General features: G+C 67.4%; 19 protein-coding genes. 16 read left to right on the forward strand and 3 right to left on the reverse strand.

What is annotated here, in order from left to right; genetic code table 11:
• The first annotated feature begins 868 nt into the window (after window positions 1–868).
• From AAHG03_RS22800 to AAHG03_RS22855, 12 genes are all read left to right on the forward strand, one after another.
• Window positions 869–1,993, forward strand: coding sequence for a DUF2493 domain-containing protein (locus AAHG03_RS22800; protein ID WP_342153452.1), 1,125 nt, complete (start codon window positions 869–871; stop codon window positions 1,991–1,993).
• A 126-nt stretch (window positions 1,994–2,119) separates the two neighbouring features.
• On the forward strand, window positions 2,120–3,208 hold the full coding sequence (locus tag AAHG03_RS22805) for a replication protein RepA (RefSeq protein WP_342153454.1): 1,089 nt from the start codon (window positions 2,120–2,122) through the stop codon (window positions 3,206–3,208).
• A gap of 280 nt (window positions 3,209–3,488) precedes the next feature.
• Window positions 3,489–4,715 carry a plasmid replication protein RepC gene (repC, locus tag AAHG03_RS22810; RefSeq protein WP_342153456.1) on the forward strand — a complete coding sequence of 409 codons (1,227 nt, stop codon included), beginning with the start codon at window positions 3,489–3,491 and terminating at the stop codon, window positions 4,713–4,715.
• A 211-nt stretch (window positions 4,716–4,926) separates the two neighbouring features.
• Complete coding sequence (gene repA / locus AAHG03_RS22815) at window positions 4,927–6,102, forward strand: plasmid partitioning protein RepA (RefSeq protein ID WP_342153506.1); 1,176 nt, start codon at window positions 4,927–4,929, stop codon at window positions 6,100–6,102.
• Between the two features lie 4 nt (window positions 6,103–6,106).
• A complete protein-coding gene (gene repB, locus AAHG03_RS22820) occupies window positions 6,107–7,198 on the forward strand; it encodes a plasmid partitioning protein RepB (protein ID WP_342153457.1) in 1,092 nt (363 codons plus the stop codon).
• An 810-nt stretch (window positions 7,199–8,008) separates the two neighbouring features.
• Window positions 8,009–8,392, forward strand: coding sequence for a DUF736 domain-containing protein (locus tag AAHG03_RS22825; RefSeq protein ID WP_342153458.1), 384 nt, complete (start codon window positions 8,009–8,011; stop codon window positions 8,390–8,392).
• A gap of 283 nt (window positions 8,393–8,675) precedes the next feature.
• Window positions 8,676–8,945 (forward strand): hypothetical protein, encoded by a 270-nt coding sequence (locus AAHG03_RS22830; protein WP_342153459.1) that lies wholly within the window; start codon window positions 8,676–8,678, stop codon window positions 8,943–8,945.
• A 506-nt stretch (window positions 8,946–9,451) separates the two neighbouring features.
• On the forward strand, window positions 9,452–10,210 hold the full coding sequence (locus AAHG03_RS22835; protein WP_342153461.1) for a ParA family protein: 759 nt from the start codon (window positions 9,452–9,454) through the stop codon (window positions 10,208–10,210).
• Window positions 10,211–10,222: 12 nt separating this feature from the next.
• Complete coding sequence (locus AAHG03_RS22840) at window positions 10,223–11,233, forward strand: ParB/RepB/Spo0J family partition protein (protein ID WP_342153463.1); 1,011 nt, start codon at window positions 10,223–10,225, stop codon at window positions 11,231–11,233.
• 515 nt (window positions 11,234–11,748) lie between these two features.
• Window positions 11,749–11,904, forward strand: coding sequence for a hypothetical protein (locus AAHG03_RS22845; RefSeq protein WP_342153465.1), 156 nt, complete (start codon window positions 11,749–11,751; stop codon window positions 11,902–11,904).
• 620 nt (window positions 11,905–12,524) lie between these two features.
• Window positions 12,525–13,043: a plasmid mobilization protein gene (locus tag AAHG03_RS22850; RefSeq protein ID WP_342153466.1), complete on the forward strand. Its 519-nt coding sequence runs from the start codon at window positions 12,525–12,527 to the stop codon at window positions 13,041–13,043.
• Window positions 13,040–14,125, forward strand: a complete 1,086-nt coding sequence (locus AAHG03_RS22855) for a relaxase/mobilization nuclease domain-containing protein (protein ID WP_342153467.1) — start codon at window positions 13,040–13,042, stop codon at window positions 14,123–14,125. Before AAHG03_RS22850 ends, AAHG03_RS22855 begins: the two co-directional genes overlap by 4 nt.
• Window positions 14,126–14,455: 330 nt before the next feature.
• Here AAHG03_RS22855 and AAHG03_RS22860 read toward each other — a convergent pair whose 3' ends face one another.
• Window positions 14,456–15,130: a Crp/Fnr family transcriptional regulator gene (locus AAHG03_RS22860; RefSeq protein ID WP_342153469.1), complete on the reverse strand. Its 675-nt coding sequence runs from the start codon at window positions 15,128–15,130 to the stop codon at window positions 14,456–14,458.
• Window positions 15,131–15,525: 395 nt separating this feature from the next.
• On the opposite strand from AAHG03_RS22860, the gene AAHG03_RS22865 reads away from it, so the two are divergent.
• The 4 genes from AAHG03_RS22865 to AAHG03_RS22880 are packed head-to-tail and all read left to right on the forward strand — an operon-like array spanning window position 15,526 to window position 18,085.
• Window positions 15,526–16,347: a quinoprotein dehydrogenase-associated SoxYZ-like carrier gene (locus AAHG03_RS22865; RefSeq protein ID WP_342153471.1), complete on the forward strand. Its 822-nt coding sequence runs from the start codon at window positions 15,526–15,528 to the stop codon at window positions 16,345–16,347.
• Complete coding sequence (locus AAHG03_RS22870; protein ID WP_342153473.1) at window positions 16,347–16,934, forward strand: rhodanese-like domain-containing protein; 588 nt, start codon at window positions 16,347–16,349, stop codon at window positions 16,932–16,934. The genes AAHG03_RS22865 and AAHG03_RS22870 overlap by 1 nt, the downstream gene beginning before the upstream one ends.
• Before the next feature lie 34 nt (window positions 16,935–16,968).
• Complete coding sequence (locus AAHG03_RS22875; protein ID WP_342153475.1) at window positions 16,969–17,355, forward strand: thioredoxin family protein; 387 nt, start codon at window positions 16,969–16,971, stop codon at window positions 17,353–17,355.
• 10 nt (window positions 17,356–17,365) lie between these two features.
• Window positions 17,366–18,085: a cytochrome c biogenesis CcdA family protein gene (locus tag AAHG03_RS22880; protein ID WP_342153477.1), complete on the forward strand. Its 720-nt coding sequence runs from the start codon at window positions 17,366–17,368 to the stop codon at window positions 18,083–18,085.
• Window positions 18,086–18,620: 535 nt separating this feature from the next.
• Here the strand turns inward: AAHG03_RS22880 and AAHG03_RS22885 are convergent.
• Window positions 18,621–19,649, reverse strand: coding sequence for an LPD7 domain-containing protein (locus tag AAHG03_RS22885; protein ID WP_342153478.1), 1,029 nt, complete (start codon window positions 19,647–19,649; stop codon window positions 18,621–18,623).
• A gap of 15 nt (window positions 19,650–19,664) precedes the next feature.
• A complete protein-coding gene (locus tag AAHG03_RS22890; protein WP_342153479.1) occupies window positions 19,665–21,563 on the reverse strand; it encodes a type IV secretory system conjugative DNA transfer family protein in 1,899 nt (632 codons plus the stop codon).
• Window positions 21,564–21,567: the final 4 nt, after the last annotated feature.

Consider the following 21,567-nt stretch of genomic DNA (forward strand, 5'->3'; position numbering starts at 1 on the left):
GCGGCTCATCGCGTCACGCAGGAGAGGCCGAGGACGGACCGGAAGACCCGCGAAGGTCGCAGGCGGGCGCGAGAGCAGACCCGCGACGCGGCCATCACATCTTCGGAGCTGTCCATGACCACGTTGGTCTCCGTCCTGCCGTGTCGCGTCCCCTTCCCTCCCCTCCCCTCCCCTCCCCTCACCGTTCGTCGCCTGTCGCCGAAGAGACGGCCGATGCCTCGATCGCCGCCGCCCATGATCTCGCTGGCCTTCTCGAGACGCGCGGTTGCATCGCGTCGCCCGATCTGCGCGCGGCCGTCGCTATGGGTCCGAGGGCCTGCGGCGGCGGGCGCTGCGTCAGACGCTCGGTGCCGGTCCGGGCCGGCCGGCGCGCCGGGCTCCGGAGCGCCAGCGCGACGTCGCTGACCCTATCGCATCCTGAGCGGGCCGGACGTCGCAAGGGGGCCGATCCACCGGAGGGCCGCGCAGCCGGCCTTCGGAGAGCGGGCGACCGTGGCCGGAGGGGATGGGGGAGGCGGCGCGTCCTCCGTCGCGGCCCGCAACGCCGCTGACCGGGCTTGCTCCCCGGCTGGGCCTCCTCGCGCACCAGCAGGCCCGACCGCGGCGTCCTCCGCTGCGCTATGGCCCTGAACCGGGTGTGGGCCCCTCCCCCCTCCGGCGAGGGGCGCCCGTGAAGGCCGCGATGGGCGCGGCCGGATCGCGCACCGAAGCCTGCCGTGCATGACCTCACCGCCGGGGATCTCACCGCGTCCTTCGCCATCGCCGATGGCCGAGGTCCTGACCACCCTCCAGCTGTTCGGCCACCCCCCGGAATGCGGACGAGCCGGATCGTCGCCCCCTCCCCGCGCCCGAAGCGCTGGAGGCGATCGTGTCCGGCCTGTTCGCCGTCCTGCCCGAAGGCCTCGCCGAGACCCGGCGGGAGGATGACCTGCCCGACTTGCTCTGGGCGCCCGTCAACCTGTTTCACCGCAGGCTTGAACGAATCGAACGCGATCTCGACGACAACGAGCAGGCTCAACGGCGCAGCCAAGCCGAGCAGGATTTTTCGGAAGTGCGCTCGGTCAACCTCGATCGGCTCACTGACCACGGCCTCGCCCTGATCGCGCGCCGCGAGAGTTTCGAAGAGATGCGCGAGGCCACGTGCCGGCACTACACGGCGCTCGTCGGCGCCCCGTGGCAGCGTCGAGCCGGCTCGCTCGTCGCACGCCCTCGCCTGACCAGCGCTGTCATCGACAGCCGTGCCTTTTTGGAGGCGCGGCGGCGCACGGAGGCCGCGGTCCTGGTGCCCAATATGACCCGGGCCGCTCTGACCGGTGGCCCAACCTGCGACGATCATCGCCTGATCAGGGCCAAACTCGACCGCATCCACACCAAGTATCCCGACTTGGTCCTGCTTCACGGCGGATCACCCAGGGGCGCCGAGCACATCGCGGCCCTCTGGGCGCGCCAGCGGCAGGTGCCGCAGGTTGTGTTCAAGCCGGATTGGACCCGCCATCGGAAGGCCGCGCCGTTCAAACGCAACGATGCGCTCCTGGACGCTCTCCCAATCGGCGTGATGGTGTTTCCGGGAAACGGCATCTCGGAGAACTTGGCGGACAAGGCCCGGGCTCAGGGCATCCGGGGTCCGCCGCTTCCAACTGATGGAGACGTGAGGCCCACCGCGTCGACGGATCGGCTCTGCCATTCGCCGACGCGTCCGTTTACAAAACTCAGCGCAGTTGCGTCGCCGGTGGAAAAAATCAGCGCCACGCCCACCGCCTCGCGCCGTCGTGGGAGAGTCGCAGGCTGCGCGGGCTTACAAAACTCAGCGTCGCTGGGCCGTCGGTGCTCGATACTGGGGGGCTCACTGGCCGCTCGGTGCCGTGAAATGGGGTACAACACGCTGACTTTTGCCAGCGGAGCTCCGGGAGACGCTGATTTTTCGCACTCCAGGGGCGACGGAAGGACGGCAAAGGGGGCCAACCGGTTCCCGGACTCGGCGCGGCGGCGCTGAGTTTTGTAAAGAATCCCGTTCGTGGCGCTGAGATTTGGAAACCCGGTCGTTGCGCCGGACCGGCGACTCCCGCCTGATAGCCTCCAGGTTGCCGTGCGTGTGACGTTTAGGAGAGTAGGACCGGCCATGAACGCCGCAGAAACCCGTCAGTTGAGCCTGTGGGAGCAGAGCCTTCTGCGTCCCGACGGGGGGACGGTCGGGACGCGGCAGGGCGTCGGTCCGGTCCTCGACGGCCGCATGGATGTGTCGTTCCTCCACAAGGGCTTCTGCATCGCCGGGCTTCCGCTGCGGCGCCCCAAGAACACGATGGAGCCGTGGAACCGACGCGACGGCCGCTTCTCCCTCACCGTCGAACCGGCTCGCTTCGTTCTGCCGAACGGACGCCAGATCGAGGTCGGCGTGCCGTTCGGGCCCAAGGCTCGGCTCCTGTCCATGTGGTTGGCAACGGAAGCGCGCGACCCGCGGCGCAGCGCCGGCGACCGTTGGATGGAGATGGGACGGATCACCGAATGGCTGCAGGCGGTCGGCTTGCCGGTCACGGGCGGCGAGCGGGGGTCGATCGGCCCGACCAAGGACCAGTTGGTGCGGTTGAGCTTCCCCATCTTTACGATGTTTCTGAACGGGGATGACGGTGGACACGTCTTCAAGCGCGAGAGCCTGATCGAAGGCGGCGCCTTCAAGGACGACGATCTCGAGGTCTGGGCTTCGGGCGGGCATAGCGCGATGCGGTGGCCGGAAGCCCTGATGCTCAGCCAGAACGCCTACGATCGCTTCACGCGCCACTCGATCCCGGTGCCGACCGCCCGGTTGCGCCAGGTCGCCCACAACGCCATGGCGATCGATATCCTGGTCTACCTCTGTTACCGGCTGCCGCTGCTGTCACGCGGCGAGAGCGAGCTGCTGACCTGGCGCGATCTGATGGCGCAGTTCGGCTCCTCCGAATTCGCCTCGCGGTTCAAGCAGGCCTTCTCGGAGTCGATCAAGCGCACGCTCGACGCCTACCCGGAAGCCAATGTGGCGATGACCGCCGAGGGTCTGGTGCTGCGCCATTCCGAGCCGGCCGAACTGCGACGCGCCTTCGTCGCCGTCGCCGGGAGCGTGCCTCGTCGTGCGCGCGCAGCGCCGCGGCCCCGCAAATCCCCACGCGCCACGGATTCGTCTGGTCTCGAGACGGGAGGAGACCTGTTGTCCTCAGCCGGGGCCGCGCATGGCTGAACCGTCGCGCGAGACCGCGCCGAGGCCGACCTGACGTCTCGGCCTCACCAAACCCCTTCGTCGGCTGCGCCCATCGTGCGGGGCTGACGCAGAGTCACCCCTTCCATTCCGAACGGAGCAACCCGGCAAAAGAAAAGGCCCCCGAGACAATCGCCCCGGAAGCCCTCTCTGTCGTCTGGACAACCTCAGAGAATCACTCCCGGACATCGCTGTCAAGCGCGTGCGACGTGGCTATCGCCTCGGCGGGCGCTGATCTCTTGCCTCGACGCAGGCGAGGACCATGCATCCCGGATCTCAACCCACGACGCCCTTCGGGCGGCGGCCGCTCTCGCTCGCCATGATGGCCGCGCAGGCGGCGGCCAAGGCCTGCCCCGAGGAGGCGGTTGGGCACAAATGGCGCATCTTCCGCGACGTCACCGAAGCGAAGGATCGTCTCGGCGTGTCGGACCGTGCGCTCGCCGTTCTGAGCGCCCTGCTCACGTTTCATCCCGAGACCACGCTGACGCCCGGCACGGAAACTGTGGTTTTCCCCTCGAACCGCGAGCTGTCCCTACGGGCGCACGGCCCCTCCCCGGCGACCTTGCGGCGGGCCTTGGCGCAACTCGTCGAGGTCGGCCTGGTGATCCGGCGCGATAGCCCGAACGGCAAGCGCTACGCGCGCCGCGACACCGATGGCGGCATTGCGCAGGCCTTCGGTTTCGATCTGACGCCGCTCCTGGTCCGGGCCGCGGAACTCGCCGGCCTCGCACAGGAGGTGAGAGCGGAGGCGCGCTTGCGCACGCTGCTGCGCGAAGAGATCGCCCTGCTGCGCCGGGACATCGTCAAGACCCTCGCGGCCGCCGTCGAAGCCGATTGGCCGGGTCCATGGCCGGCCCTAGCGGATCGGTTCACGGAACTCGGCGGCATGCCGGGACGCGCCGCCTCCGCTGCAGCGCTGCAGCCGGCCGCCGAGGCACTGCGCATGCTTCGTGCGGACGTGGATAAGTGGCTGTCTGAGGCAACGGATTTCACGAAAACGCACGCCAATGAGTCTCAGAATGAGCTCCACTTTCATAATTCAAAACCAGACCCTGCTCTAGAATCTGAACGATGCTTCCGAGGAAGCCCGGCGGCAACCGAACGATCCGACTCGGACAGGATGCGGGCCGATCAGCGTCCCCTCCCCTTGCCCATGGTGCTCGAAGCGTGTCCGGACATCGTTCTGTACGCCCGCGACGGCATCAGGAGCTGGGCCGATCTCGCGACCGTCGCCGAGATCGTGCGTCCCTCCCTCGGGATCAGTTCGAGTGCATGGGAGGCCGCCGTCGCCGCAATGGGCCGAGACCCGGCCCTTGTGGTGCTGGCGGCAATCCTCCAGCGTGCTGCCATGATCAACGCGCCGGGCGGTTACCTGCGCGCCCTGACGCAGAAGGCGCGCTCCGGCGGATTTTCCGCATGGCCGATGCTCCTCGCCTTGTGGCGGCTGCGGCACGGGGCGGCTGGCGCCGTGCGCCGACAGACCGGTTGACCGCGGTCAACTCGGTCACAGTGGCGATCAGCCGGGATGTCGGTCGGCGCGGTGCAGAGGGGACCCTCGTGTGCGTCAACGTTCCGGTAACCTTTCGCGTGCTCTTTTCACGGTGTAGCAGCGTGCACAGCCGTTCAAACCGTGACAGGAGATCGAAACCGTGGCCAGCACCGCGGCGCTCGCTGCCTCACCCTCTTCGGTCCCAGCCATCATGGCGATGCACGATCTGATCGCCGGCGACGCCCAAGCGCTGTCGGCAAAACTGCAGTCCCACCGCCAGCGCCTGTTTCCGCCGAAGGCCCGGAAGCAGTTGCGGCGCTTCTCGTCCGGCGAAGCCGCTCGCCTGATCGGCGTCGATGACGGCTACCTGCGGCGCCTGTCGCTCGACGGGAAGGGGCCCGCTCCGGAGATCGGGCCCTCCGGACGACGCTCGTACTCGAGCGCGGACATCCAGGCCCTGCGCAGCGTTCTCGACGAGGGGGCCAAGACCGGCCGGCGCTACCGGAAGGATCGCCGGGACGAGGAGCATCTCCAAGTCATCGCCGTAGTGAACTTCAAGGGCGGCTCGGGTAAGACGACGACGGCGGCCCACCTCGCTCAGCACATGGCGCTGCAGGGCTACCGCGTGCTCGCCGTCGATCTCGACCCGCAGGCGAGCCTGTCGGCGCTTCACGGGATCCAGCCCGAGTTCGATGTACGGGACAACGAAACCCTCTACGCGGCGATCCGCTACGACGAGGCGCGCCGTCCCTTGGCCGACGTCATCCAAAAGACCTACTTTCCCGGTCTCGACCTCGTGCCGGGTAATCTCGAACTGATGGAGTTCGAGCACGAGACCCCACGCGCCCTCCTCCAGCGGCGCAGCGACGAGAATTCCCTGTTCTTCACCCGCTTCGCGCAGGCCCTCGCGCCGGTCGCCCTGCGCTACGACGTGGTCGTGGTCGATTGCCCGCCGCAACTCGGCTACCTGACGCTCTCGGCGCTGTGCGCGGCCACCAGTGTGCTCGTCACCGTGCATCCGCAGATGCTCGACGTCATGTCGATGTGCCAGTTCCTTCTGATGACCTCCGAGATGCTCGGGGTCGTCGCCAGGGCCGGCGGCGACATGAACTACGATTGGATGCGCTATCTCGTTACCCGCTACGAGCCGACCGACGGACCGCAGACCCAGATGGTCGCGTTCATGCGGACGTTGTTCGGCGAGCGCGTGCTGACGAACGCGATGCTGAAGAGCACGGCGGTCTCAGATGCCGGCATCACCAAGCAGACGCTTTTCGAGGTCAGTCGCGACCAGTTCACGCGCGCGACCTATGATCGGGCGGTCGAGAGCCTGGACGCGGTCAACGGCGAGATCGAGGCCCTGATCCGCACGGCGTGGGGACGCTGATCCGATGGCCCGCAAGAATCTTCTCGCCGGCCTCCTCGACCCGGTCGAGCCGGCCCCCCCGACCGAGTTGACCGCGGTCAACTCTTCGGAGACCGAAGGGACACGGGATCGTTCCGACCGTGTCCCCTCCCCCCTCGTTCCCAGTTTTGCCGGGCGCGGTGCCGTCGGCGCCATGGGCCGCTCGCTCGAGCGCCTGACCTCGGAGGTCGTGTCGGCCCGCGTCGCGGAAGACCAGCTCAAGTCCGGCACCGTTGCGGTCGATCTCGACCCAGGTCTCGTCGATCCGTCACCGGCTCCGGATCGGTTGCCGGTCCTCGACGCACCGAGCGAAGCCCGCTTCATTGAGGTGATCCGAGCCCAGGGTCAGCAGACCCCGATCCTGGTTCGACCGCATCCCGCGGTGAGTGGCCGTTATCAGGTCGCCTTCGGTCATCGCCGGGTGCGCGCCGCGGCCGCCTTAGGCCGCCCCGTCCGTGCTTTGGTCCGGACGCTCACCGATGCCGAACTCGTCGTCGCCCAGGGGCAGGAGAACAACGCGCGGGAAGATCTCAGCTTCATCGAGCGCGCCGCCTTCGCACTGACGCTGGAACGGCTCGGGCATGGCCGCGACGTGATCATGGCCGCCCTTCTCGTCGACAAAACCGAGCTGTCGCGCCTGATTGCCGTGCGACGCGCCGTGCCGGATTTCGTGGTCGCGGCGATCGGTCCCGCCCCGAAAGCGGGGCGGCGCCGATGGATGAGTTTGGCGGATCGCCTCGCCAGCCCGGACATGCAGGCGCGCGCGACCGAAATCGTCGCCGAAGACCCATTCGCCGCCCTCCCCTCCGACCTCCGGTTCGTGCGGGTGTTCGAGGCCGTGAAGCCCGTTCCGTCGCCTGCCCCGCCCATTGCGCCGGCCGCGAACCCCGCAGCGGCCGAGCGGGCGGCGGACGCTCGCGGCCTCGCACGCATCGAGCGGACGCCGACGAGCGTGGGCCTGATCATCGATGAGACGCGTCATCCTGCCTTCGGTGATTTCTTGGTCGCGCGCCTTCCGGAGCTCTTCGCAGCGTTCCAGCGCGAGCAGGCGGGCGCGACCGACGCTTCGACGTCCTGATCGTGCCTGACGATACCGGATCGGGGCGTGCCTCGGTCCGGGCTTCTTCAGACCAACGCATGACGGACGCCTCGTTCCACGATCCAGGCTGCAGCTGAGACGATCCAGCTTCGGTCGAATCGGCAAGGCGGTGCGTCGCTCCCACCCTTAGCAGATGTGGTGTGAGCGGAATCGCGGCGGCCGCAGCCCCGCGCATCGTCAGCCGGCATCGGGCTTGTACGCGGTGACCGCGGCCGTCTCCCGAAGCCGACCGGTTCCCTCTCACCGATAGGGCAGGGGAAGGTCGCTTTGCATCGGTCTCCGGAACCCCCCAGTGTGCGGACGCTCCCTGTTCCGGAGGGCACCCTTCGGTACCCCTGCTCGCGTCTGTCGCGGCGGGTACACGACCAGCCTCAGGCCAGAACGACATTCTGGCGCCGAACGGAGCGGTGCTCGCACCGGTCGATGGGATCGGACAACGCCGTCGTCGTCCGTATGCGTCGGTCGGCGGGATGGGTGGGTTCGACGGTGTGGCGCAGGCTCCGACGCCCTCTGCGGCCCCATCGATCGGCTCCGGTCTGGCCGGGGCCGGCGTTCCGCCTCCGTCCGCTCGACCGCAACGCGCCTCCCCCGCCTCTTTTCCGCCGGCCTACGGCCTTTGCATCGCGAAGCAAAAGAGGCGGGGGAGGCGCGTCCTCCACATCCGTTCCGGGCCTGCGGGCCGCGCCGCGGCCCTGGGCTGCGGCGTGAACGGCCCCTGCCCTTTCGGTCGCCATCGAGGCCGCGGAGGTCCGCGGAGCGTCTCGATCAACATCCTTCGGGAGCGACACCATGGCCACCATCGGCACTTTCACCCCGGCGCAGGACGGCTTTCTCCACGGATCTATCCGCACGCTGACTCTCGACACGCCGGCGCAGCTCGAACCCGTGAACAGCGATCGGGTCGGAGCCCCGGCCTATCGCCTCTATGCGGGGGAGATCGAACTGGGCGCCGCTTGGGCAAAGACGGCCAAGGAGAGCGGCCGCGCCTATCATCAGATCCGTCTCGATGATCCGAGCTTTCCTGCCCCGATCTTCGCCAACCTGATCGAGGATACTGACACCGGAGTCTACTCCCTGATCTGGAGCCGCCCGCGGACGGCCAAGCCCGCGCGCCGCGGGACGAGCACGAAGACGGAAACCGGCAAGGCCGAACGCCGCTCACGTCGGTCCTGAGCGCACCTAAGCGGGGCCGGACGCGCGCCACCATCGGTGGCCGGGTGTCCGGCCCAGAGACCAGACTTCCGCCGATGGTGGCCGTTCTTCACCGATCGGCTGCTTCACACTGTTCAGATCGGTGGCCCTCCTGCCCTCGATGCCGCCGATGGATCCTGCCTTTCGACCTAACGACAGAGGTGCGAAGATGTGCTGATCCGTTCGGCGCCTTCGTCCGAAGGGTGATCGAAGCCCGCGGGATTGCGTCGAGCCGAAGCGGGCGTGCTGCTGGGGGAGGGGGACCATGCCGACTTGGCCCAAGGACCAGCTTCTCCGGCATGGTCCGGAACTGCCGATGGCCGAACGGATCCGGCGCTATCAGCACAACATCCGTGCGATTCGAGCTTCGGGCTGTCCGGTTCCGACCTCCGCCTTCATCGACACGCTCGATCCCGCACAGATCGAGCTGTGGTTTGCGGACGGCGCCTATCGGGCGCATCGGCTAAGGTCAGCCATCACGCAGCTCGCAGCATTGCCGGAGGACGGCAGCACCTCGCAACCGCCGCTGTCTTGAGTCCTCCTGCCGATCGAGGCGACGGTCACCCCAAATTGCTTTTGCCCCACAACCAATCGATCTCGATCTCATACCACCCGGCACTCTTCGAAAACGTCCCGTCGCATTTGAGGTGCTCGGTCGGGACGACGGTGTGAGCGTGACCCGAAGCGGGCGTGCTGCCTCGATGATCTGCCGCCGTCGAACCATCCTCGAGAAAGCCTGGATGCCTCTGTCGAGACCGTCCACCGATCCGGGCTCGAAGCAGGATGCGGTCCTCCCTGTCTCGAAGGAAACACCCCGTGCGGACGGGTCTGTGTTCGCTCGTCCCCTACCCATCCGTCGCCCCGCGATCGGACGTCATCGCGGCTGGGTCCATCGTGCTGCGGGCTGGGACATTCGACCGATGTCGAGCACCGGCCTCACGGTCAGCATGGACGTCGCAGCTTTGCTCTGGGCGCCAAGCCTCGCTACACCGGATGCAACCGGTACGGTGCGGCGAAAATGGGAACCGACCAGAGCCAGCGATGAACGTGCTCGTCGTCAACAACCAGAAGGGCGGGGTGGGCAAGACCACCATTGCCGTTCACGTGGCTTGGCACTTCGCCGAGCGCGGTCGCCGCGTGTTGTTCCTCGACCTCGATGCGCAGTCGAACGCATCGGCCACCCTCGCGTCGATGGCCGGCGCGACGAGCGCCGCCCGGCTGTTCGAGGCCGGGCAGGTGCCGAGCCCTCGCCCCTGCGCGCCCGACGAGATGGCGATGACGCTAGTGCCGGCCGAGCCGGCGCTGCTCGACGTCGAGCGGGCAGATTCGAAAAGCGTGGGGGTCTTTCGGGAGAACTTGGCAGCTGCGGCCTCCGGCTTCGATCTGTGCGTGATCGATACGCCGCCCTCGATGGGTCTGCGCAACCTCGCGGCGCTGGTCGCCGCGACCCACGTGCTCTCGCCGATCTACCTCGAGGACTACTCGCTGCAGGGCGTGAAGAGCCTGTTGCAGACCGTGATTGGCGTGCAGCAACGCTACCATCGTCCCGACTTGCAGTTCCTCGGCCTGCTGCCGTCGAAATTTAACTCGAAGTCTCCGCGCCAGCGCGCTCATCTCGAGCAGCTGCTGCGCGAGGCGGGCAAATACGTGTTTCCCGGGCACATCACCGATCGCGACGGCTACGCCGAAGCCGTTGCCGAGAAAGTCCCGGTCTGGCGTCTCAAGAAGCGCTCGGCGCAGGAGGCGGGACGCGAAATCCGCGGCGTACTCGACCGCGTGCAGAACGTGCTGTCCGGTTGAGGGCGAAACACCATGGCGCTTGATCTGAGCTTCACATCGCTCGCCGACATCGCGCAGAGTGGGGGAGGGGGCCGCCCCGTCGAGATTCCTCTCGATGAGATCATCGAGGATCCGGATCAGCCCCGGACCCTGTTCGACGACGACGCGTTGCGCGAGCTCGCCGCCTCGATCGCGCGGTTCGGCGTCATCCAGGCGATCAGCGTCCGGCCGAAGAACGCCACGGGCAAGCACATCATTATTTTCGGGGCCCGCCGCTATCGTGCCTCGCGTTTGGCCGGGCGGGACCGCATCCGCGCCTTCGTCGAGGCTGCGGAGACCCCGGACGCCTATCTGCAACTGATCGAGAACGTTCAGCGCGACGACCTCAAGCCCCTGGAAATCGCCGCCTTCGTGACCGGGCGACTTCAGGCCGGTGACCGGACCTCAGCCATCGCCGAACGGCTGGGCAAGCCAAAGGACTGGGTCTCGCGCTACGCCGCCGTCGCGAAGATGCCGGATGTCCTTCAGAACAAGTTGGCGACATCGCCGATCCGAGCCGTCTACGAGCTGTTTCAGGCTTGGCGCGACCATCCCGAGGCGGTCGAGCGCATCGTGCGAAGCCAGGACGCGTTCACCGACGCTCAGGCGCGGCGCATCGCTCAGGATTTGCGCAAGCCAGCCTCTGCACCCAGCCCGTTACCACCATCGACGCCGGAGCGCGCCGTCGACGCGAGCCAAGGTCGACCGGATTCGGAGGAGGGGAGGGCGGCGCCCGACGTGGCCGACGGAGATCGTCCGTCGGTCACCGCGGTCGAAGCTTCCCTCGCGAGCAGCCGAGGGACGAACGCGATCTCCCTCACCCGCGAAGTTCAAGGCCTCGAGCGCACAGTGCGCGCCCTCGACACGCCGGTCGCTGCCCGGTTGCTGGCGCATTACGATACACTGTCCACGCAGCTCGCGGCCGACTTGACCGAGGCGCACGATGTCTGGGTCAGTCGGAGGGCCGCTCTCCTCCTCATCCGTTCGGTGGCCGAGGCCGAGTGAAGCCATGGCGTTGATTAGGACCATCGCAAGTGGTCCGGCGCAGCCTGACGCCGGTCGCATGGTCGAGACGGGCGCGACCGTCCGGCTCGCGCCGAACGGTCAGGCTCTAGGCGCGCCCTGCGGCCGCGCCCCGAACCACGCCAACCGGCTCGTTTCGGCCGCTGATGCGGTCACGATCCTTCGCGCACGACACCGGGCACCGACTCGCCTCGTCGACCGACTGAGGACGTGTCCGGGCTCGCAGAGCGATGCCGATGCGTCAGGCTTCGTGCCATCCTGTTTCCCCTCTGTGATCGGGGAGGCGAAGCGGGCGATCCCTCCGGAAACGGGGCTGTCTGCTCAGCCGTCCTATCGTACCGGCACAGATCGAACCGGCTCAAGGACGAGCGGTGCCTTCAAAATGCTGACGCATTTCGGCTCCTCCCCTCGCCGGCTCCGCCGGTCGCTTCGCGATCCCTGACCCACTCCGACACGGCCTGGTGCGGTCTCTTCGTCTTCACGACGAGGAGCCCATCATGTCCATCATCGACCACATCTCGGACTTGCGCGCGGAACTCGCGGGCTCGATCCTGACGCGGCAGGAGCGCGCGATGCTCGAGGCCGAACTTGCGGCAGCGCTCGCGGCACGGGCCGAGACCTCCCGAGCCACACGGACGGCGGAGCGGTCTTAACGCAGAAGGGGCGGGGAGGGTGCGTCGAGGCCTCCCTCCTCCGCGTTGGGACGAGATGAGGCTGCGTGTCCCGCGATCGAGACCTCTCGGCTCGCCGCCGATCCCATAAGGCGCTGTGGTGCCCTCATACGCAGTGCCGGCCTCTTTTCCTGTATCGGGTTCCTCGCAACGCCGACGCGACGCGCGAAGCCGTTGTCATGAGCAGGGTCGGCCTCTTTGCGATCCGGTCGTGCGGCGCCGAGCACCGTCTGCGTCACCTGCCTCGACGGCATTTTCGGTGATGAGCCGAGCCGCACCGACCGGAACACTTCCGTCCCGTGGGAACGGCTCAGCCCAGCCACGCCCCTCGCCAAACCCGCTCATGGGCGTGGCCTCGCCCTTCCGAGGTCCGGCGCTTGCGAGCCGTATCTCTGCTCGAACGGCCGGCTGATGCGCCGCCGCCAAGCCGACAGCTGTTGAACGTTTGGCTTCACGATCCTGTCTCGCCTTCCCTGAGCCCGAACGTCGTTCCTCATCCGAGACGCTTGCCGGCACCCCTGTTGGTTCAAACCAACGCTTGAGCGAGGGTGAAGAGAAGTGCAGGATAGGCTTGGCGCCAGCCATTTTTAAAGTGAGGTCGCTTGGCTTTCATCGGTGTCCAAGTCTCAGAGGAGCTGAAGGCGCGGTTCACCGCGCGGGCGCAGCGGGAAGGGGGGCAGTCCGCGCTGTTGCGCAGGCTCGTCTGCACGGTGACCGATCAGGCGCCCGACCCGGTCCGGCCGCTCGGCGCGGGCGCGTCCGACAAGGTCACGGTCCGGTTCCGCCGCAGCGAACGGGCTGCCATCACCGATGCGGCGACCGCTCGGGGGATGACACGGACTGGTTGGATCGCCGCGCTGGTGCGCGCCCGTCTCGGCCTCGGCCTTCCCTTGAATCGCGGAGAAGAGGAGGCCTTACGCGCCATCGCGCGGGAACTCCACCGCATCGGCGGCAGCATCAATCAGATCGCGCGCGCGGCGAATCTCGCCGCACAAGCCGGTGAACCCGTCACGTTCGATCCGGCGGTGCTGGAAGAAACGCGCGGCGTCGTCGGCGAGGCAACGAGCGAACTGCGCCAAGTGTTGGCACGCAGCGCCGGCTCCTGGCAGGTGCCGGTATGAACACCGAGAGGGACACCCTGCCGGTGCGCGGGATCGTCGGGGAAACGGAGACGGCTCTCTCCTATGTCTGGCGGACCCCGGCCCGGCGCCCGCGGAAGCAGCCCATCGATCCCGTGGCTCCCTCGACGGGGCAGGGGGGCTTGGTCCGCACGGATCGCGCGCGTCTCGAGCGGATCGTCGCGCGGGTCCCGGAAGTGATGGTGAAGATCACGGGACGGACCAAGGGGGCACAACATCTCCTTTCTCATCTCGCCTACATCACGCGGGACGGTCGGCTCCCCGCTGAGACGGAGGAGGGCATCGTTCTGACGGGCCGCGAGGGCTTGGGCGATTTGCAAGCCCGTTGGATCGACGATGTCGCTCTCGACAACCGTCGTCGCAGCGACGGAACCGTGTCCGTTAATATGATCCTATCGATGCCGCCGGGGACCGATCCAACGAAGGTTCGCGATGCGGTGCGGGCCTTCGCCCTGGACGCGTTCGAAGGTCGGCATGATTTCGCGTTCGTGCAGCATGACGACGAGGCGCATCCCCATGTCCATTTGACCGTGCGCGCGCTCGGCTACGATGGCCGTCGTCTCAATCCGCGCAAGGCCGACTTGCATCACTGGCGTGAGCGGTTCGCCGAAGAGCTGCGTCTGCGCGGCGTGGCAGCGGAAGCCACGCCGCGTCGAGCACGGGGTCGCGTCCGCAAGGCCGAGCACGGTGCGGTGCGCGCGATCCGCGAGCGCGGTGTCGTCCCGCGGGTCGATCGCCTTGCCCGCGAGGCGATCGTGCGCGAAGCGCGCGGGGAGGGGGCGTCAGAGCGACCCTGGGAAACGCGAACGGCCGAGCGGCAGGCCGCCATTCGGGGCCAGTATCGCGCGACCGCGACACAACTCGCGCAATCCAGCGAACCCTCGGACCGGGCGTTGGCGGACCGCATCACTGCATTCCTGTCGAACATGCCGGAGCCGAGCCTGCAGCGGCACGCACTGCTGCGCGAACTCGCCGATCTGGCGAAGGCCGCCCGGATCGACCGAGGCGCCGAAATACCGCTCATCATCGACGCAGATCCGCGATCGACCGAGAAGAATCGTTAGCTCGGTTTATTTCGGCAGATCTATCCTCGACACGTGAGGGCGATCCGCGTCTCCGTCGGTGCATCACAGTTCATACCTGCGAACCTCGCCCGGCTTGAGTACGGTGGCCCGCAGATCGTCGGGACTGACCCAATCTCACGCGAACGCCAGCGTGGAGCCCCCGCTCGTCCCGTCAAGGTAGGCGCGGATGGCCGGTTCGGCGGCCTCCCGCTGCAGTGCCAGGACGATGATTTAATAGCCCTCGTCAGCCTGCCCCTTAGGAGCGAGCGTCGCGCTGAAGGGACCATCCCGCCGCACCGTGATGGTGCTCGGGAAGCCGGGCACCGACGACTAATGCAGGCGGTTGGAGGCCAGGGCCGCGCGGTCGGCGATCTCGACCTGACCGCGCCGCAGGATCACGAGACCGGCCTCGGCCCATTGCGCCAGGATGCGGCTGACGACCTCGCGGACGCTGCCCACGTCGGCGGCGAGTTGCTGGTGGGTCTTGTGGACCACGCCGTCGGGACCAGCCTCCGTGAGGAGCCGGCGGGCAAGCCTTTGCTCCAGCGGCGCGAAAGCCACCTCCTCGATCAGCATGAACATGCTCGCCATGAGCCTGGAATAGTCGTCGAGGACGAAGCTTCGAAACTCCGGGCTCTCCGCCATCAACTGCTGGAACGTCGAGGCCGGGATCGCCGCCAGTTCGGTGCGCTCCTCCGCGATGCTCTCGGCAGGGAAGCCCCCGCCGGCCAACAGGCACTGGGTGGTGAGCACGCATGTCCCGCCCGCGCCGACCTTGTAGATCAGCACCTCGCGCCCGCCCTCCGACATACGGAAGACGCGGGTCCGACCTTCGATGCACATGAGGTAGTTCGCGCAGGCGCCGTCGAGCTCGTAAGCGACGGCGCCGGCTTCGAGGACAGGGAAGTGCACCGTGCCACGCGCGATCTGCAGGTGAGCGGCGGAGAAGCCCTTGATGAGGGGAAAGCGCTCGATCCAGCGCTCGACCTGATGGTTGTCCGGCATATGTGACGTCCGCCTGCCGCCGGCGCGATGCATGACCGCCCGGTCGTTCTTGGAAGTTTCTCCCGCCGTTTTAGGCCGGTGTTCCCCGAGGTCACCGACGCGTTCGGCCTCTTCGCCATAGCATTTCCCGCGAGGTCCCATAAGCCGATCACCGGGACGCAAATCCAAGCCGTCTCAGGGCACCTCGACGTACGAAGACCTACGCCGTCGATGTCCAACCCCCGACCGCCCTGCGAGGCGACCTCCCCCCTAAACCCGCCGCCGTTCCTGAGAGAATCGTGAGCGGTCGCAGGTTTGCGTGACCCAGGTCACCGACGCCCGACGAGATAACGGCTAACGTCTCCTCAACCGGACCTGCGAACGGCAGGCATGACAACAACGGAGGAGCAAACGCCATGGCATCATCGCGCCGGACGACCGCCCTGCTGGCGGGCCTGACCCTGCCCATCCTGATCGCCGCCGGATCGGCGCATGCCGCGGCGGGCGACTCCGACAACCAACGCGCCGAGCGCTGGGGCGAGATCAAGCGGCAGATCTTCGGCGACGCCAAGATCCAGTCCGGGGGTAAGGCGGTGAAGATCGACGCCCCGAAGCGGGCGGACGACGCCTCCCTCGTGCCGATCACCCTGACCGTGCCCGACAAGGACAACGTCGCGGAGCTGTCGCTCATCATCGACGACAACCCGACGCCGTACGCCGCCCACTTCGTCTTCGGCCTGGCGGCGGACCCCAGCGAGCTGAAGCTCCGCGTGCGCGTCAACAACTACACCGACGTCCACGCCGTCGCGAAGATGAAGGACGGCACGTTCCAGGAGGCCACGGAGTACGTGAAGGCGTCCGGCGGCTGCTCGGCACCGATGGGCATGAGCGACGAGGAGGCGATGCAGGGCATGGGCGACATGCGCATGAAGTTCGGCGAGACGCAGCCGGGCAAGCCCGTCCAGGCGACCCTGATGATCCGCCACCCGAACTTCTCGGGTATGCAGATGAACCAAGTGACGCGGGACTACACCCCGGCCCGCTACATCCAGAAGATCACCGTCAGCTATGGCGACAAGAGCGTCTTCACGATGGACGGAGACATCTCGATCTCGGCGAACCCCGTCATCAACTTCGGCTACCTGCCTGACGGCGCCGGCCCGATGAAAGTCACCGCTACGGACAACCAGGGTGGCCACTGGGAGAAGAGCTTCCCGGTCCGTTCGGCAAGCAACTGATGCGACCCGTGCTCCGCCTTCCCATCGTGACCGCGGCCGCCGTGTTCCTGACCGCCGCAGCGCCCGCCGACTCGCCCGTCGGCGTGCGGGAGCCCGACGGCTACTGGCAGGGGGCGCTGCATGGCTACACGCCGCAGACCCTCGCAGGGGCCACCGTCGTCGATGCCGGCGAAGTCGCCAAGCTGATCCAGGAGCATAAGCCGGTGCTTCTCGACGTCTCCGAGATCGACCGGAAGCCCGCCGGCCTGCCTCCGGGCGGCCTGTGGTTCCCCATCTACCGCAACATCCCCGGCAGCACGTGGCTGCCGGGCTCGGGTGAAGGGGACCTCGACGCGGCCGCCCAGGACGCCCTCAAGGCACGGGTCGCCGATCTCACCGGGGGCGACCTTGAAAGGCCCATCGTCACCTACTGCCACTCCGACTGCTGGGGCAGTTGGAACCTCGGCAAGCGCCTCGTCGCCTTGGGCTACCGGAAAGTCCACTGGTTTCCGCAGGGCATAGAGGGCTGGCAGGACGGCCATGACACGGCCGTGTCACGCCCCGACGCGCGATGGGCCGCACGCCCGAAGTCGACCGTCGGTCAATGACGACCATTATCCTCCATCCCGAAGGCTCGCCTCGATGATCCGCCGTACCCTCATCGCCCTCCTCGCGGCGGTGCCGTTCGGGCTCGCCCCGGCCCAGGCCGCCGACTTCCTGCCGTACACGCCGGAAGCCCTGGCCGCCGCGCAGAAGGCCGGCAAGCCCATCCTGGTCGAGATCAGCGCGCCCTGGTGCCCGATCTGCAAGACGCAGAAGCCCATCCTGGCGAAGCTCGGGGCCGACCCGCGGTTCAAGGACCTACAGGTGTTCGATGTCGATTTCGACAGCCAGAAGCCGGCTCTCAAGGCGCTCAACGCCCGCATGCAAAGCACGTTGATCGCGTTCAAGGGCGAGACGGAGGTCGGGCGCTCCGTCGGCGAGACGCAGCCCGAGTGGATCGAGGGGCTCTTGGAAAAGGTGCTCTGAGGCGAACCCCATGCTCGCCACCCTCGGACTCGCCTTCCTCGCCGGCGTCCTCTCCGTCCTGTCGCCGTGCGTGCTGCCGCTCCTGCCCTTGGTGCTCGGCGCGGCCGCTTCCGAGCACCGCCTGGGCCCCGCGGCGCTGGCCGCCGGTCTCGCGCTGTCGTTCGTCGTGATCGGCCTGTTCGTCGCCACGGTCGGCTTCGCCATCGGGCTCGACACCGACGTCTTCCGCACCGTCGCCGCGATCCTGCTGGTGCTGGTCGGTCTCGTCCTGATGGTACCGGCGGTGCAGTCGCGGCTGGCGGTGGCCGCCGGCCCGGTGAGCGACTGGACCGAAACCCGGTTCGGCGGCTTCTCGACCGCCGGCCTCCTCGGCCAGTTCGGCGTCGGCCTCCTGCTCGGCGCGGTCTGGAGCCCTTGCGTCGGCCCGACGCTGGGCGCCGCCTCGCTCCTGGCCTCTCAGGGCCGAGACCTCGTCAGTGTCGGCCTGACGATGTTCCTGTTCGGCGTCGGTGCGGCGCTACCGCTCCTGCTCCTCGGCACCCTGTCGCGGGAGGTTCTCATGCGCTGGCGCGACCGCATGATGAGCGCCGGCGAGGGGCTGAAGGCCGCGCTGGGCCTGATCTTGATGGTGAGCGGGGCCGTGATCCTCGCGGGCTACGACAAGACGATCGAGACTGCGCTGGTGAATGCTTCGCCATCCTGGCTCACCGACCTCATCACTCGCTTTTGAGGGCCTGACCAAAGATGCGTCCCGTCCAAACTTACCTCGCCCCACCGCCTTTCGGCGCCCCGGGCCTGGGACATGAGTGGCAGCGACCAATCGATGCCAAGCGTTTCCGGCTGAGACCTTGTCGCAGAGATCGACGGGATCATGGGCGTCGGCGTATGCGCGGTCGATCAGACCAACGACACGAGGTTGGCGATCTGTATCTCAGTTTGAGCCTGCTCGACGGGGCTCTTTGCGATCAAATTAGCTCGGCGGTGCAATTTTTACAATATTTACTCTTGTTCTTACAAGCCCCTTCGGTGCGGGGCCGGTAAAACTCTCTCCGTACCGACGGGCAGGACACGAGCTTGTTCTGGGGCATCGTCGCTCGTACCTCAGCGAGGTTGTCCGTCCGTCCATCCATGGTTCCCTGGACAGCCACTCGAGTCGCAAGAGCCCGGTTGCGCGACGGCGGAGGAGGACGGCGACGGCGTCTATCGGTATTGGCGTGTGCGGAGAACGGCCGATGCGGGACCTCTATTTTATCGAAATATAAAAATTATCTTTCTTTGATGTTCCGAAATCGCTTGATCTTGTCACCCGATTGAGCTTTGTCCATATCCCCCGACCGTTCTGCTTTCCACGCTTTCTCGCCGGTCGGCATTCTGTACGATGCTCGGTGCAACGCTCGCCCTTCGGCGAGATGAAACGCCACGCGTTCGCGGGCAGCGCGGAGCACTGTGTCGCGCATGGTTGGATCGTCCGGGAATGCCCGACGCACGGCGCGGTCGAGCACCGCGATCTGCGAATGCGCCGCGGCAAGGCTCGGATCTGCGACCGTCGGGGCGGCCGACAGACTGCGAATCCGACCGTCCGCTTCGGCATGACCCCGCCGACGACGCTGGAATGCATCGTCTGGGGGACGGTCTGCTCCGAGGCTCGGACTGTGTGCGAGCCGATCGGGCGTTCCGTTTTCGGATGACCGGGTGGGCTCTCGTCCATCGTTCGCAGCGGCTGCACCGGTTCGCTCCGCTCCATGCTGACTCGATGGACGGCGTGCCGGGTCGTTTCGGCCGTCCTTCGACCGTCGCGCGTCCTGTCGGGCGAGCACTTCGCGGTCCAGTGGCGACGGCGCGTAGCCCGTGACATCCATGCCGCGCCCGTGCGCCTCGAACCAGATCTCTCGGCGAAACGCCGCGGACCCGGTCACATGCAGAGCCGTCCAATCCCGGTGCCGGGCGATCGCGACGAGGTCGCGAACGACCGCGGTCTCGTGCCGTCGTGTCGAAAGACGATGGCCCTCATCCTTGAACATGAGGTATTCGCCGCGCTCGTCGGCATAAGCGCGCCGCTCGTCCGTGCCATGGGCCGTCGGTGTGATGTAATACTTCCGGGCGACGCGCGGCGGGAGCGGCGCGGCGTTGTTCCCGTCCTCCCGTACGGCCGCATCCGCTGTCACGTCGCTCCGGTCGTTCGTGGCTCTGAGCAGGCCGGCAGGGTCTCGATTCCTCCGCTCGATGGCGTCGGCCTCCATCGGCCGCGTTCGGGCACGCCGCCGGTTCGGCCCACTGTCGCTCTCTTCAGCCATGGTGCTGTCTCCGCATCAGCCCGGCATGGCCGCGGTTCGCGGCGAGGCGGCGACCTGCCGGTCGATATGCGCGATCGTCCAGTTCCGGATCTCGTCTTCCGAGAGACCGGCCAAATCCACCTCGACGTCGCCGAAGTTGAACACCGCGTCCTCCGGGATGCGCGACGGATCGTGAATCTCGTCATCGCTCACGGGCTGCGGAGCCGAGAGCGTCCGCGCAATCGCTCCCAATTCCGTTCGTAAGCTATCGACTTCATCCGAGAGCGCCTGCCATCGTGCGTCGCCGTCGCCGGGCGAGGGATGTATCCGGATTCGCGGAGGTGGGTGAAGCCTCGCCTGAAAGCGTCGATCCGTGAAATAGCGGATTTTGTCGGCCAGGATCGGTCGAAGGCCCGCCTTCAGGATGAAGCACGTGTCCTGAGACACGAGCTTGAGCTCCTGGGGCAGGAGCAGCGCCCGTCTTTGTTCGGAGAGGGTCTCGCTGTGTCCTCGGCTGCCGGATCCGAGCAGACCCGACGGACGGCTGCGGCTTCGTCCCTCGACCGTATCGTAGCCGAAGCGCTCGGAGAGTTCGTTGGCGACCTCTTGGTCCTTCGGGGTGAAAACGACTTCGACGGCATGATTCGTCATGATGTTTCGCGCGACGTCCGGCCCATAGATCGCCCGCAACTGCGACGGACTTTGCAGGATGGTCAGGAGGCGCAAGCCGTAACCTGCCAGGAATGCGACGCCGCGCGCGAGCACGGCGACGTTGCCGAGCGTGGGGAACTCGTCGAGCAGCAGCAAAACCTGACGGCGCAGGATCGGATTCTGCTCCGGCAACTCGCGCGTGTTCAGGTCCACCACCTGCTGGAAAAAGAGGTTGAGCAGAGGGCTCAAGCGTTCGAGATTATCCGGCGAGACTGCCAGGTAGATCGAGATCGGTCGGGTACGCAGCGCTTGCAGGTCGAAGCTCGATGCCGCGGTCGCCCGATCCACCCGTGGATTGAACCACAATTCGAGGCGGGCCGTGACGGTCTTACGAACCGATTGGAAGGTATTGTCCGAGGCCGCCAGGAAATCGTTGAGTGCCTGAACGCAGCGCGGCGAGAGGCGATCGGGCCCCGCTCGGCGCTCGGCTATCGCCTTGGCAAAATGTGCTTTCAAATCGGCGGCCGCGGACAGCTGTCGCAGCACCTCGCCGATCGTCAGCGGCAAGGCCGGCGTCTCGGCGACGTAGCCGCCGATCGCGATGAAGGCGGCCCGTGCCGATTGGTGCCAGAACGGATCGGTCCCGGTCTCGGCCGGAAACAGCATGGTCGCGATGCGCTGCAGGTCGTCGTAGCGGTCGGCCGAGTCCCGGCGCACGACGGAAAGCGGATTGTACCGCGCGGTGCGGCCCTCCTCGTCGAAGGGATCGAACAGGTGGACCTCCTGCCCGTGCGCGGTGCGAAAGCCCGCGGTGCGCTCCCAATTCTCGCGCTTCACGTCGAGGCAGACGACGGAGTCCGGCCAATTGAGGAGGTTCGGGATCACGAGCCCGACGCCCTTGCCGGAGCGGGTGGGGGCGTAACCGATCACGTGTTCGGTGCCGCCGAAGCAGAGGTAGCGCCCATCCTTTGCGCCGAGCAGCAGGCCGCTCCCGGCGCGCAGGCCGTCCGCCCGGATCTCCCGTTCGGTGGCGAAGCGCGCCCGCCCGTGCAGCGGCGGCGGGCGGACGCGGAAGGCGGCGCCGAGCCCGAACAGGAAGACCAGCCCAGTGCCGAGCAGGCTCAGGCGCATCCAGCGCGCCACGCGCGGATCGTGTCCGTAAAGCGCGCCGTACTCGATCACCGACAGCCAGTGCAGGCCGCCGTCGTGGACCCGCAGACCGAGCAGGAGCACATTCGAGGCGACGAACAGGTAGACGGCCGCCAGGACGCCGAGCGCCGCCATCGAC

It is taken from the genome of Methylorubrum subtropicum, from assembly GCF_038442325.1.
In the GTDB taxonomy this organism is placed as follows: Bacteria; Pseudomonadota; Alphaproteobacteria; order Rhizobiales; family Beijerinckiaceae; genus Methylobacterium; species Methylobacterium subtropicum.

Coding starts and splice junctions, on each gene's coding strand:
- AAHG03_RS22885 (WP_342153478.1), bottom strand. CDS start 19,649: ATGGCTGAAGAGAGCGACAGTGGGCCGAACCGGCGGCGTGCCCGAACG.
- AAHG03_RS22835 (WP_342153461.1), top strand. CDS start 9,452: ATGAACGTGCTCGTCGTCAACAACCAGAAGGGCGGGGTGGGCAAGACC.
- AAHG03_RS22865 (WP_342153471.1), top strand. CDS start 15,526: ATGGCATCATCGCGCCGGACGACCGCCCTGCTGGCGGGCCTGACCCTG.
- AAHG03_RS22845 (WP_342153465.1), top strand. CDS start 11,749: ATGTCCATCATCGACCACATCTCGGACTTGCGCGCGGAACTCGCGGGC.
- AAHG03_RS22890 (WP_342153479.1), bottom strand. CDS start 21,563: ATGGCGGCGCTCGGCGTCCTGGCGGCCGTCTACCTGTTCGTCGCCTCG.
- AAHG03_RS22855 (WP_342153467.1), top strand. CDS start 13,040: ATGAACACCGAGAGGGACACCCTGCCGGTGCGCGGGATCGTCGGGGAA.
- AAHG03_RS22825 (WP_342153458.1), top strand. CDS start 8,009: ATGGCCACCATCGGCACTTTCACCCCGGCGCAGGACGGCTTTCTCCAC.
- repC (WP_342153456.1), top strand. CDS start 3,489: ATGCATCCCGGATCTCAACCCACGACGCCCTTCGGGCGGCGGCCGCTC.
- AAHG03_RS22805 (WP_342153454.1), top strand. CDS start 2,120: ATGAACGCCGCAGAAACCCGTCAGTTGAGCCTGTGGGAGCAGAGCCTT.
- AAHG03_RS22870 (WP_342153473.1), top strand. CDS start 16,347: ATGCGACCCGTGCTCCGCCTTCCCATCGTGACCGCGGCCGCCGTGTTC.
- AAHG03_RS22860 (WP_342153469.1), bottom strand. CDS start 15,130: ATGCCGGACAACCATCAGGTCGAGCGCTGGATCGAGCGCTTTCCCCTC.
- AAHG03_RS22880 (WP_342153477.1), top strand. CDS start 17,366: ATGCTCGCCACCCTCGGACTCGCCTTCCTCGCCGGCGTCCTCTCCGTC.
- AAHG03_RS22840 (WP_342153463.1), top strand. CDS start 10,223: ATGGCGCTTGATCTGAGCTTCACATCGCTCGCCGACATCGCGCAGAGT.
- AAHG03_RS22830 (WP_342153459.1), top strand. CDS start 8,676: ATGCCGACTTGGCCCAAGGACCAGCTTCTCCGGCATGGTCCGGAACTG.
- repA (WP_342153506.1), top strand. CDS start 4,927: ATGGCGATGCACGATCTGATCGCCGGCGACGCCCAAGCGCTGTCGGCA.
- repB (WP_342153457.1), top strand. CDS start 6,107: ATGGCCCGCAAGAATCTTCTCGCCGGCCTCCTCGACCCGGTCGAGCCG.
- AAHG03_RS22875 (WP_342153475.1), top strand. CDS start 16,969: ATGATCCGCCGTACCCTCATCGCCCTCCTCGCGGCGGTGCCGTTCGGG.